Here is a 13,256-nt window from a genome sequence, read left to right on the forward strand (position 1 = left end):
AGAATTTTTAGTAATAATTGAATAAGGAGGTAAATGTATGGTAACAGTTTCAGAGAATATTGCAGGTAAAGAACTATCTATAGAAACTGGTAAACTAGCAAAACAGGCTAATGGCGCTGTGAAGGTTACATACGGTAATACAGTGGTTTTAGTAACAGCAACTGCTTCTAAAGAACCCAAGGAAGAGCTTGACTTTTTTCCATTAACAGTTGACTATGAAGAGCGGTTATATGCAGTAGGTAAGATTCCGGGTGGGTTTATAAAACGTGAAGGAAAACCAACAGAAAAGGCTACTCTCACTGCTCGATTAACTGATAGACCTATAAGACCATTATTTCCTGATGGCTTTAGAAATCCAGTCCATGTTGTGTCAACGGTGTTAAGTGTCGATCAAAATTGCCCCCCAGAAGTAGCTAGTATTATAGGAGCTTCTGCAGCACTTTCAATTTCAGATATTCCTTTTGATGGACCTATTGCTTCTGTAATGGTAGGAAAAACTCAACAAGATGGTTTAGTAGTTTTACCTGATGTTGATCAGATGGAAAATGGAGACCTTGATTTAATAGTAGCGGGAACTAAGGATGCTATTATGATGGTGGAAGCTGGCGCAAATGAAGTCCCTGAAAATGAAATGTTAGAAGCTATTATGACAGGTCATGAAACTATCAAAAAGATCATTGCTATGCAAGAGAAATTAGTAGCAGAAGTTGGTCAAGAAAAAATGGAAGTAAAACTAGATTTACCTAGTGAAGAGTTGGTTACAGAGGTTGAAAATCTGGCTATTGATAATCTTAAAGAAGCTTTAAAGATCTTTGATAAACAAGAACGAGAAGATGCTATTGATGAAACAAGAAAAGAAGCTATTAAAAGTATGCTAGAAAAATATAACACGGATGATTCTGATCCAGAAGAACACGTTCAAGAGAAACATTTGAAAGCTGCTTTTGAAAAACTACTTAAACGTGAGATGCGATCAAAGATATTAAATGAAAATGTTAGAGTTGATGGAAGAAAACAAAATGAAATTCGACCTATTTCGTCTGAAGTGAATTTATTACCTAATACACATGGTTCCGGACTCTTCACTCGTGGTCAAACTCAAGTTTTAAATGTATGTACATTAGGAGCATTAGGTGATGTACAAATAATTGATGGCCTGGGAATGGAAGAGTCTAAACGTTATATGCATCACTACAATTTTCCACCATATAGTGTTGGAGAAGCTGGTTTTATGAGAGGTCCGAGTAGGAGAGAAATTGGTCATGGTGCTTTAGCAGAGAGAGCTGTTAAACCTATGATACCTTCCGAGAAAGAATTCCCGTACACTATTAGATTAGTTAGTGAAGTTCTTGAATCAAATGGTTCTACTTCTATGGGAAGTGTTTGTGCTAGCTCCTTATCATTAATGGATGCTGGAGTACCAATTAAAAAACCGGTTTCTGGTATAGCTATGGGTCTAATTAAAGAAGGAGAAAACTTAGCTATTCTTAGTGATATTCAAGGTATCGAGGATTTTCTCGGTGATATGGACTTTAAAGTTGCAGGAACAGAAGATGGGATCACAGCACTACAGATGGATATAAAAATTACAGGTATCGATCGTGAAATCTTATCTAAAGCAATAAACCATGGTAAAGATGGCTATCTACATATACTTAACTTTATGAAAGAAGCTATTAGTGAACCAAGGGCTGAACTTTCATCACTTGCACCAAGGGTGATAACTAAGCAAATCGATCCTGAAAAAATTAGAGATGTAATTGGTCCGGGTGGAAAGATGATCAATAAAATTATTGATGAAACCGGAGTTAAGATTGATATTGAATCTGATGGTAAAATATTGATCTCAGCTTCAGATTCGGAACAGGCAGAAGAAGCTATTAAAACTATCGACAAATTAATTCAGGAACCTGAACCTGGAGATATTTACTTAGGTAAAGTGAAAAGAACTGAAAAATATGGTGCTTTTGTAGAAATATTACCTGGTAAAGAGGGGTTAGTTCACATTTCCGAATTAGCTGAAGAACGAGTAGGTAAAACTGAAGATGTAGTAAAAGTTGGAGATGAGATTATGGTCAAAGTTGTTAAGATCGATGAAAAAGGGAGATTAAATCTGTCTCGTAAAAAAGCTCTTAATGACTCAACTGAGGAAAATGATAAAAATAAGTTATAGAGAACATAAACCCTGAGGGTTTATGTTTTTTTTATTTCTTAAAGTTTTTTGACATATTCTTTACTCTTAGAAACATAGTATTGAATAAACAATAATGCCCACTTTTTAGTGGGTATTTTTAGTGGGGGTAGGTAAAATATGTCGATTTCATTTCATTCATTTGGGTTAAAGAAAATGTCTATTTTAAGTGTGATTATTTTAATATTAGTTGTTATTGCTTTTTTATTAATAGCTAATTTTAATGACGATTCTACTCAACAAAAAAATATATCAGAGGATCGAGTGAAGTTCATGGAACGCGACTTAGGGCAAAAAGAAGTGACAGAAATAATAGAAATTGTAAAAGAGTATGAAAGCAAATTATATCAAAAACCTCAAGATACTTACCTTGATCCAGTTTCAAAGGGTGTTATACCAGGATTAGCTGGAAAAGAGCTTGATGTCGACACAACTGTTTCAAAGATATTAAACGCAGAACAAGGTGAACATGTTGAACCAGAATATAATAAAATACCTCCTGAAAAGACAATAGAAGATTATCCAGCTGCACCAATTTACCAAGGTAATCCAGAGAAAAAAGAAGCTGCGTTTATTTGTAATGTTGCTTGGGGAACTGAATATATTGATTCAATGTTAAAAGTTTTAAAAGACCATCAGGTTGAAATATCTTTTTTTCTTGAGGGTAGATGGGCTAACAATAACCAAGATGAAGTTATAGAAATCTATGCTGATGGCCATGAACTTGAAAATCATGCCTATAGTCATTACTTAATGAGTGAAATTGATCGAAAAACTATAAGAGAAGAAATTACACAAACTAATGAAGTTATCGAGGAAATAGTAGAAGAAAAACCCAAGTTATTTGGTCCTCCTGCGGGAGATTTTGATGATGATGTTTTAGAAGAAGCGAGTAAATTAGATATGAGAACAATACTATGGAGTCTAGATACAGTTGACTGGACTGAACCTGGTGTTAATTACATGGTTGATAAGATAGTGGATAATATACATCCTGGAGCTTTGATCTTAATACATCCTACAGAAGATACTATCAAAGCAGTCGATCAGATTATTACTGAGTTGAACGAGAAAGGTTACGAGATTGTTACCGTATCAGAATTAATATCTGAGTACTAATAGAAAAGGGAGGTCCTGTTATGTCAGGTAAAAATCCCTTCAAAAAGCCGTCTATATTATTGATATTAGTACTACTTGTTTTTGTAATTATTCAAGTTAACTTTGATGTTATAGATATGGTTAAAAGATATTTTTATGGAGTTGAAAAGAATGTTATTATAGAAGGGTATAATATTGAAAGATGGTATGAGCATGAGGTGAAAGATTTAGTAGAAAAATCAGCTGATGAAAAAGATCAACCCTATAAAAATGCGAAGCTTGATCCAGAGACTGGTGAAATCCAACCAGAAAAACAAGGTAGAAAAGTTCTTGTAAATAAAACTGTTAAAAAGATAATGGAATCTCCTTCAGATACTGAGCAAGAGTTAATATATATGCCTTTATATCCTCAAATAACAGAAGAAATGTTAAAATCAATCTACAAACCAATCGGTGAGTTTTCAACGGGTCTGTTAGATAATCATGAGGGCAGGAACACAAATATAGAACTTGCAACTAAAGATATAAATAATACTATTGTTTTTCCTGGGCAAATTTTTTCTTTTAATCAGGAAACATTACCTAGAACTTGGGAAAGAGGGTATAGATTTGCACCTATTATAGTTGGAAATGCTGTTGTAGATGGTATAGGAGGAGGTGTATGTCAAGTATCTTCAACCTTATATAATGCTGTATTAAATGCAGATCTAGAAGTAATAGAAAGACATCCTCATGGTGAACCTGTGGATTATGTACCACCTGGAAGAGATGCAACAATTGCTGGAGATTATCTTGATTTAAAATTTAAAAATAACACGAAAAATCTCGTTTTGATTACAGGTGATGTGACAGGTGGGATAGTGAACATAAGTATTTATGCATCTGATGAACCACTTGCTTTTCAATTATATAAATAATACAATCTATTTGTAATTAAGTATTCAATAAGGAGGAAAATAGATGTTTTACAAAGATATATTAAACAATGGTCTACGTATACTGATAGAACCTATGGAAAATGTACGTTCTATAACAGTAGGGGTTTGGATTAAAAGTGGTAGTAGATTTGAGAGTGAGAAAACTCAAGGTATCTCCCATCTTTTAGAACATATGTTATTTAAGGGTACAGATAAAATGAGTGCTAGAGATATTGCTGAAAGAGTAGATAGTATCGGTGGACATATGAACGCATTTACTAGTAAAGAATATACTTGTATTTATTTGAAGGTAATTGATACTCATTTTGATATTGCTCTTGATATTTTATCTGATATGTACTTTAATTCAAAATTCACAGAAGAAGAGTTAAAAAAAGAAAAACAAGTTATACTAGAAGAAATTAAGATGTATGAGGATACACCTGACGAATATGTTCATGATTTAGTTTTAGAAGGAAGTTATGAAGGACATGAACTAGCACATAATATCTTAGGTGATAGAAAATCCGTAAATGATATACTGCTTGATGATTTAAACGATCATTATAACACTTACTTTACTGCTGATAAAACGGTTGTTTCTGTTAGTGGTAATATAGATCGCTCACAAGCCGTATCAAGTATTGCTAAATATTTTAATGTATTTAAAGAGAAAAACTCTCAAAGTAATGATAGTCTTAGTATTCCTAATTTTAAACAAAATAATATTTTAAAAACAAAAGATACTGAACAGATCCATAAATGTATAGCTTTTTCGAGTTTACATGTAAATGATGAAAGATTATATCAATTAAATCTTTTAAATAATATAATCGGTGGTGGGATGAGTTCTAAACTTTTTCAAGAACTTAGAGAAGAAAGAGGTCTATGTTATGCAGTTTTTTCTTATTACCTAAATTTTTTAGACTCTGGATTATTTATTATTTATGCTGGTGTAGCAGAAGATAACTATTATGAGTCTTGTGATTTAATATGGGAAATATTAAATAATGTTAAAAATGGTGATATTACTAAGGAAGAATTAGAACGTTCTAAAGAACAAGTTAAGGGTAATATTTTAATGGGATTAGAAAGTACAAGCAATAGAATGGCTCGTCTAGGTAGGGATGAATTAATTAAGGAGAAAATTTTAACAACAGATGAAATCATCCAAAAAATTGACCAAACAACTGAAAATGATCTAGTTAAATTAGCAGATGATATATTTAATAAAGATAATATGTCAAATGCGGTTATTGGACCTGTCTCTGAAATTTATCAACTAAAATAGTAAATAATATAATAAAGGATGATGTTATATGGTACTTGAAAAGATTAAAGTTAAAGTTGTATATTTTGGTAAAAATGAATTACCTATTCCTGAATATAAATCAGACGGTGCTTCAGGATTGGATTTAATGGCTGCATTAGGTGATCCAGTAATATTAGATCCTTTTGAGAGGGTTTTAATACCTACAGGAATAGGTATAGAATTACCTGAAGGTTATGAAGGACAAGTTAGGCCAAGAAGCGGTTTAGCTGTTAAGCATGGTATTACAGTTTTGAACTCTCCTGGTACTATAGATTCTTTAGTGAGATAAAAATATTTTAAATATGTGTAAAGTAAATTAAAAAACATTGCAATTAAGCGCTTCTTGCTTAATTGCTTTTTTTAATTTACGGGTTATTTTTAGTTCTATCACAATAATAAATACATAATTAGGTAATACACCATAAAGCGATATCTATTGAACTCGCTTATATTTCCTCCTACTTTCTCCCACTTACATTTTTTGACTTTCATGTTAATATAGTTACAGTATCTTGCAAAGGGTGTGTTAGCGTGGATTATGACATTAAATTTGTTGAGCAAAAAAACAGTTTAAGTGTTTTTAGTATAGATGGGGTAGAATATTGTAATATCAAAGTAAAAACTATAAAAGAATTAGAAGACGAGTTAAATAAAACTGAGCATCTTCTGTTGAATAATCTTAAGTTTGATTCATACGAAGATTTGTTGTCAGGTATTAAGGCAATAGAATACTTTTCAAATAAAAACCCAAATTTGGTTAAAGATTATATAAATAGAATTAGATTGAAACTTGAAAGTTTCTATTCCGATAAAAATCGAGTGAACAGAAAAAATTGTTTAAAAATTATGGCAAGTTACGAACTTGATAACTTTGAAAAAGATGGTAGTTTCAACCGGATTGCGAACTTAGATTCGGTTCCAGAAACGCAGCAAATACTTCTTAATTCTTTTGAGTTAAATACTAGTATTAGTCCAATAGATAAACGCCAAATAAAAAATAAAAATTACTATGCAGAGTTTGTAGGTGAAAAGTTTGGTACAGCAATTGGTGATTTAACGTACTTAGGAATTGAAAATCATATGCACATTTGGATGATCGGGGATCAAAAACAAGAAATATTTGCGGGACTCAAAATTTCTTCTAGTACTTCTTCAATGGCTAATATAATAATAACCGTTATTAATAATATTCATGAAATTATAACTAATAATATGATCGATAAGCTTATTGATTTCAAAAAAGTAGATGAATTAAGAATACTACAACTTTACTCTAAAGTATGTACTGATGCTTTTATAGCTTATTTAAAGTTTAGATTAAGATTAATAACAGAGCAAAGAATTCGGGTTGGAATTACCAGCAACGCTTGGGGAAAAAGCAATCTTGCTCTACTATTGTCGAAAAATGACACGATTAGTATTAATCGGGTAAATCAAGCACTTAGGTCACCCTACATTAACATATTAACACAGTTATTCAAGGAGACCTTAGTCTACGAATCCAAGGCTCAAGTAGACTATCTCTTAAACAGCAACCATGTTGACATCAGTTTAGACTATTGGAAGTTTTTCTGTATGTGTAATAAAAGATTGAGGGAATTTTCGTTTGACTTCTCTTCAATAAAACAATCAGTAATTAAACGAGAATTTAAACTATATTATAAACATCTAGTTGAGCATGACCTAATAAGTAAAAATACTATTAGGAGCGATAAAGGTATGGCCAAAAATGTCGAACAATTTTTTACAGTAAAAAAGATAATCGCTTATCTCACCAATAAGTATAAGGTTCAACAAACCGCTGATATAACAGTCAGCATTCTCAACGATGTATTGGAAAAGGTTTATATGACTAGATTGGATGGTGAATTTAAAAGTCAACAAAAAAACACCAATAATAGTGCGCTTGTTGAGAAAGTTTACTATCAAATAAGAACATTTATATCGTGGGTTATCGATAATGCGGAGGAAATAAAAACGAAAAAACCTAGTACTACCTTACTTTATAGCATTGAAATTAATGGTAGTAATACAAAAGCTACTACCAATAAAACAGAGATAATACCAGAGAAGGTGATAGAGGAAATCATAAATAAGCTTGATAACCTGACTCCCGGAATTTATCGAAGATTACTACTAATTCTTTTAAACAATCCACGACGTTATAATGAAATTCAAAAGCTAGATAGAGGTTGTATTATGCCATATACTGTAAACGGGGAACAACAATATGATGAAGGGGGATACCCACAATTCATTCTCACTTTTGTAGAACACAAAAAACATAAAAACACAACTATAGAAGAAAACGGCCTAGATTATTCCAATTATACAAGGGATATGATAGTTAACTATATTGTAGCCAGGGAAATTGTAGAACAAGAAAAAGAAGTTAAACAGTTGGAAGATGAAATCAACTCCAATAGACCTTCAGATCGAATTATAAAAATTCAGAAATTGTTTGTTGTAAAAGATGAATCCACTAAAGAAGGTTATAGGTACATCACTCCAAAAATGTTCAGTCAAAGAATTAATACTTTCATAAGGGTGAATGATATTCGTAATACTGATGGTACTCTATGGTACTTTCACCCAAGGCAAACAAGAAAAACTTCTTCCTATATTTCTGTTGCTCATGGGGCTAGTTTAGAAGAGTTGCAAGAACTTTTATTTCATACAAATAAAAACACAACACAAAAATCCTATACTGAAATTAGCGAGATTCTATTGGCAGATACAAATTCAGAATATTTAAGGAAAGAATTTGATGAAAGGCTTTTTACGAATAAAGAAGATAAGAAAAAGTTCTCGGCTGAAGAACTCAAATTGCTTTTCAAGCAATTTTGCTTTGAATCAAGAAAAGTATACTATAATCGAAAAATGCTTGGAATATGTACTTCCAATTATGAACAGGAATGCCCACATAAGATTAGAGACAGTTTAACAACTGATGATTTTCCGTGTTCTACTTGTGCCGATCTTGCGACGAGTAAATCATGTAAAGAAGGCTGGGATAGGCTTAAGAAAACGCAAGAAGAAAATCTAAAGTTATTTAAACAATTTATAGCAGATAATAAGTTTAAGGAAAATGACTTAGACAAGCTACCTCAATATCGAGCCACCAAAACCCGGTATTTAAAAACACTTAAAGTAATAAGCGCAATTGATGCGTATTGATTTAGGAGGGATTAGATGCTTGAAAATATTGCTAAAGTTTATGATGATATCGATAAATTGGGGAAAGAGGGATTAAAATTAAAATTATCCGAAATTATTGGTCACGAAGGGTTTTTTTCTGACGATGTATGGATATGTAAAAATTATGACGGGTATAATGGCTACAACAAGAAAGAATATAGCCTATCTTTTCTTAGTACCCCTAACTCCTTTAGGGAAATTCTAAAACTATTTATACTTAGAAATTCAGGCAGAAGTCACTCTACGTATAAAAATTATATAAGTATGATGAACCAATTTTTGAAATTTTCTATAAAAAATTTTTCTCTTAAATCTTTAAGGGATGTTTCATATTATCTACTGGAAGAATATAAGGCTCACTTGATAAAAAAAGACCTTGTTAAAGGTAGAAAAGAACATCTATGGAGGATATTAAAACAATTTTTTGGTACTATGAGCGTATTTCCGGAAGTGCCAAAGATACAATTCCCTCCCGATCCTGACTTTAAAGAAAAAGAGAATCCTGAAATAGTTGACAATATTGATCCTGATGTCTTTAGAGAAATCGATAAAGTGTTTGTTGATTATACTAATTCTTTACCAACTCATGTACAACTTATTTATTGGATATTACGGCTTATACCATCGCGTATTAATGAAGTTTTAGAAATGAAAATAGAAACTTGTTTGAGAACTACAGGAGATAAATATATAGTCACCATACCTGTTCCCAAAAATAGCCCATTATATAAAATAAAAACAAAAATGATATACCTCACAGGGAAATCAGCGGTAGAAGAACATTTGCTGAATTTGTTTAATAAACAAATTAAAATTAGTAAAGGTCTTCAATCTGAATTAATTGGTAAAGGGCCTTCTGGGTTTTTATTTACGGCTCATAGAGTAAACGGTCATTCTACTATTAAGAAAACCGTTTATTCTATGACTTATGTTGAAAAATACTCAGATGAATCTTTCAATAGTTTTTTAAAGACATTAATTAAAAATGCCTCTAAAGTAATGGATGAATCAAATGCCCCCAAATATAAGCTTTTGCACAATATTGTAGAGGCCGAAAGAGAAGGAACTAATCATCGCATCACGAGCCATAAGCTTAGAGGCGAGGGGATTAGTGATCGTTTAGACAATGGTTTTAAAATACAAGATGTCATGTTTCTTTCAGGGTTAAACTCAGCAAATACTATATGGGATAGCTATTATCAATCTAGTCCGGATAGATCTGTTCAACCATCTGAACCTATATTTAAAACCGACGGGCCTAACACAAATGATGAAGTCATGATAAAAATTTCCGATATTAATTTTGAAGGTGTTTCTGACTCAAGCTTTCAAGGCACGGTAGTGGACGATATTCTTTTAGAATTGAATCAAGAAATTTATCGTCAAATGCCTATTGTTACCTCTAGTGGGGTCCTTCTTGGTAACTGTGCAGGTGACTATTACAAATGTAAAAAGATCAAGAACGAACTCCAGTGTCTTGAGTGCGACTTTTGCAAGAATGAAGATCCTGAGACTGTAACTTACTTAGAAAAAGCAATAGAAAGATTTAAGAGTGACATTGAGTTCTTTAAAGACAAAGGGAATAAGATATCCCGAAAAATTGCAAAGGATAGGCTTTCGATCTATGAAAAACTGCTTGAGAGGATATTAGCAAATAACGAGTGAGTTTATGGCACAACTTGTATCCTTTTATATACCTGTTATTTACGATCTTAAGGAGGTGATTGTCTATTCTTACTATATTTCTGAACAAAGAAATTTACAAAAATAAAAATTTATATAATCAAAATCCAATTTTCTGATTATTGGTAATCGAATTTGAAGAGAAGGAGGGGAGGTTATGTCAAAGAAAAAGAAATGGAAGAAAAAGAATCCAGATTTTAGGATTCCTTCTTTTTTAAAAAATTATCAAATGTTAAAAAGCACTGGATCAATTCTATTATTAATGGCATACATTCAGATGTGTTATTCTTATAATCCTCATGGCAGAGCTATGGTTGAAGAGGGGGAGCGTATTGATGGTGTTGCTAATAAAGAGTTTTATACTAAATTATGTAATAAATTTACTTACTTAAATGATATTATGGAAGAATATATAAAAATACCTGAAGCAGCAATTCTTGAAATAATGGTTGCTAATAGCGACTACAAAAATGACACTAGTGTGAACTCAAATCAAATTTACGAGGCTTTATCTGATTTATGGACTAAAAAAGATATAGTGAAAAACATAGAAGAATTAGTTTTAAAAGGGTATATTAAGCCATCAGAAACAGGTTACAAAATTATAAAGAGCCCTTCTAATAGTAAAACTTGGGATTTGCTTAATTATTTTTATTCTGAAGACGAAATAAGATGAAAGGTTTGATCGAGTGAAAAAGTGTTAATCATTTTTTTGCATAATAGCCGCAGCGATATTCGCTGCGGCTATTATAGTTAGTGTGCATGACATAGACATTATCGATAGGGTGAAAGCCTTGAACAGCAAAGGTGGTGGCTGTAAGTTAAGGATATGGAGGCGACTTTATTAAAATAATTAGTTATTAACTTTAACCTATTTAAAAACAGTCCAATACTATTATGTTAATATTTGCAATTTGTCGAAGGATTTACCAAAACAATCTCGAACATCAATATATAAGTCTTAATTTGTTTGGAGGTAATGCTTTTGGGGTATAAGATCAAGAAAATAAAAGTTAAAAATTTCAGATCTATAAATGAATTGACGATTGATTATAATGAAAATGAATTGATGACTATATGTGGTGCAAACAATGTTGGTAAAACAAATTTTATTAGAGCATTAGATTTATTTTTTAGTCTAGACCCAAATAAATTTTCTGCCGAAAATGATATACCCTATCATATTGTAGAAGGTAGTAGGGGAAGAGGGTTTAAAACTGATGTTACAATTACTTTTGAAGATGAAGACACCAGCTCTATGTATAAAATTACAACTACTTACACTAGAAGTAAAGGAGAAAATGTTTTAGATTTAAAAGGATATAAAAGTAGTCGAAAAATTGACAATCAAACTGCTAGAGATATTATATTGAGCAATAGATTTTTTTTAGTTGAATCAAATAATATAGATTTACCGGAGTTAATAACAAAAATTGTTGAAGAAGAAGTTTTACCTGACTTAGACCGTTTAAGATCAAGACAAAATGAACCATTAAGGGTCTTAGAAGATTTCATTTCAAAATCAAAAAATGCTGTAACTAATATTGAAAATGATATTACAAGTTACTTTAAGCAATATGTCGATGATATAGATGGAATGAATTCAGAAGAGTGGTTATTTAAAATTGTGTTTCCTGATTTCAATTATTTAAGAGAGGCTATTTCTAATTTAATTAACTTTACTTTGTACGACACCAATGATAGAGCTCTAGAACATAAGGGTAGTGGAATACAAAGAATGCTTTTGCTCGCGCTGATCACTTATGTGTCTAATAAATACTCTGGAAAAGTAATCTGGGCTATTGATGAACCAGAAGCCTTTTTGCAGCCAAGCCTTCAAAAAAAGGTTTTTAATGAATTAAAAAAACTAGTTAAAGAAAACATTGATATAATAATAACTACCCATTCTCCTCATTTTGTTGACATATCAAATGTTAATTATACATTTTTATTTAATGCCTCACAAGAAAAGAAAATTTATGAAAGAAAAAATGATACAGTTTTTATAAAAAATAACACATATGTTAACCAGAAAACTGGAGCTAAAAAGGTGGAAGCTATAAAAAAACATATGGGAATTGAAAGGAATGATTCTTGGTATATCGTTCCATATAATTTATTAGTTGAAGGTGAAATTGATAAGGAATATCTGATATCTTTGGGAGAATTATTTAATTTAGAAGTTCCGAATATTTTAGTTGCTGGTAGCGCAGATAAGATACCGGGTTATATTGAATTTGTAAGAGAGTTTAGTAAAGAATTGAGTTTCAAACCAAGAATAGTATGTCTACTAGATCACGATGAGGCGGGAAAAAGCAAATTTGATACTTTAAAAAATAAAGCAAACAGAACTTCTGAATTAAGTCTAGAACCTAAATATGTTAAGAGATGTGACAATGATCATCAAGATAATTGGGAATATGAGATCGAGGACTTGGTCTACTCTGATTTGATTTTTGAAGCTACAACACAAATATTAAGAAATAAAGATTATTATGGACTTTTAAAGCACCAAAGAAAAAATCGTTTTGCTGCTAGTTATAAAAGGATAAATATTTTAAAATATATCACTCAAATTGTTCCTCAAAGGAATACGCACAAAGAAATTCTAGATTTTGAAAGCCAAGGTTTAAAATATTATTTGTGTGAACGTACTACGTCTCTTATTAATTCTTTAGATAGTGAAAGAAAAGAAGATTTAAACAACAAACAACCAATAGTGAAAGAATTCGTTAAAGAGTTGTTTGGTTATAATTAATTAGTTTAACCAACATATATACTTCTTAGGAATTTGATTTATAGTAGATTGATTTATTATCAATAAAGGTTTTTAGTAACCTTCTTAAAATAATATACA

8 protein-coding genes and 1 pseudogene are annotated in these 13,256 nt (G+C 31.3%); all 9 read left to right on the plus strand.

The genetic code is table 11. From position 1 onward, the window contains the following. Positions 1-37 precede the first annotated feature (37 nt). The 9 genes and pseudogenes from CDO51_RS04275 (at position 38) to CDO51_RS04315 (ending at position 13,157) form a co-directional block, all read left to right on the plus strand. Positions 38-2,173 (plus strand): polyribonucleotide nucleotidyltransferase, encoded by a 2,136-nt coding sequence (locus CDO51_RS04275; protein ID WP_089023067.1) that lies wholly within the window; start codon positions 38-40, stop codon positions 2,171-2,173. A 138-nt stretch (positions 2,174-2,311) separates the two neighbouring features. Further along, a complete protein-coding gene (locus CDO51_RS04280; protein ID WP_089023068.1) occupies positions 2,312-3,310 on the plus strand; it encodes a polysaccharide deacetylase family protein in 999 nt (332 codons plus the stop codon). Between the two features lie 20 nt (positions 3,311-3,330). Next, entirely contained in the window at positions 3,331-4,206 is an 876-nt protein-coding gene (locus CDO51_RS04285; protein WP_089023069.1) for a VanW family protein, read from the plus strand. Positions 4,207-4,249: 43 nt separating this feature from the next. After that, on the plus strand, positions 4,250-5,497 hold the full coding sequence (locus tag CDO51_RS04290; protein ID WP_089023070.1) for a M16 family metallopeptidase: 1,248 nt from the start codon (positions 4,250-4,252) through the stop codon (positions 5,495-5,497). Positions 5,498-5,525: 28 nt separating this feature from the next. Further along, positions 5,526-5,795: pseudogene (gene dut, locus CDO51_RS04295) on the plus strand (dUTP diphosphatase); the annotation flags it as partial. 254 nt (positions 5,796-6,049) lie between these two features. Beyond that, complete coding sequence (locus CDO51_RS04300) at positions 6,050-8,695, plus strand: hypothetical protein (protein WP_089023072.1); 2,646 nt, start codon at positions 6,050-6,052, stop codon at positions 8,693-8,695. A 15-nt stretch (positions 8,696-8,710) separates the two neighbouring features. Further along, a complete protein-coding gene (locus tag CDO51_RS04305) occupies positions 8,711-10,381 on the plus strand; it encodes a hypothetical protein (RefSeq protein ID WP_089023073.1) in 1,671 nt (556 codons plus the stop codon). A gap of 175 nt (positions 10,382-10,556) precedes the next feature. Next, positions 10,557-11,075 carry a hypothetical protein gene (locus CDO51_RS04310; RefSeq protein WP_089023074.1) on the plus strand — a complete coding sequence of 173 codons (519 nt, stop codon included), beginning with the start codon at positions 10,557-10,559 and terminating at the stop codon, positions 11,073-11,075. Positions 11,076-11,384: 309 nt separating this feature from the next. Beyond that, positions 11,385-13,157, plus strand: a complete 1,773-nt coding sequence (locus tag CDO51_RS04315; protein ID WP_158212316.1) for an ATP-dependent nuclease — start codon at positions 11,385-11,387, stop codon at positions 13,155-13,157. Positions 13,158-13,256 lie beyond the last annotated feature (99 nt).

The sequence above is a fragment of the Natranaerobius trueperi genome (assembly GCF_002216005.1).
GTDB classification, from domain to species: Bacteria; Bacillota; Natranaerobiia; order Natranaerobiales; family Natranaerobiaceae; genus Natranaerobius_A; species Natranaerobius_A trueperi.

Bases quoted from the DNA above. Each gene is read 5' to 3' on its own strand.
- CDO51_RS04290 (WP_089023070.1), top strand. From the start codon at position 4,250: ATGTTTTACAAAGATATATTAAACAATGGTCTACGTATACTGATAGAA.
- CDO51_RS04305 (WP_089023073.1), top strand. From the start codon at position 8,711: ATGCTTGAAAATATTGCTAAAGTTTATGATGATATCGATAAATTGGGG.
- CDO51_RS04275 (WP_089023067.1), top strand. From the start codon at position 38: ATGGTAACAGTTTCAGAGAATATTGCAGGTAAAGAACTATCTATAGAA.
- CDO51_RS04310 (WP_089023074.1), top strand. From the start codon at position 10,557: ATGTCAAAGAAAAAGAAATGGAAGAAAAAGAATCCAGATTTTAGGATT.
- CDO51_RS04280 (WP_089023068.1), top strand. From the start codon at position 2,312: ATGTCGATTTCATTTCATTCATTTGGGTTAAAGAAAATGTCTATTTTA.
- CDO51_RS04285 (WP_089023069.1), top strand. From the start codon at position 3,331: ATGTCAGGTAAAAATCCCTTCAAAAAGCCGTCTATATTATTGATATTA.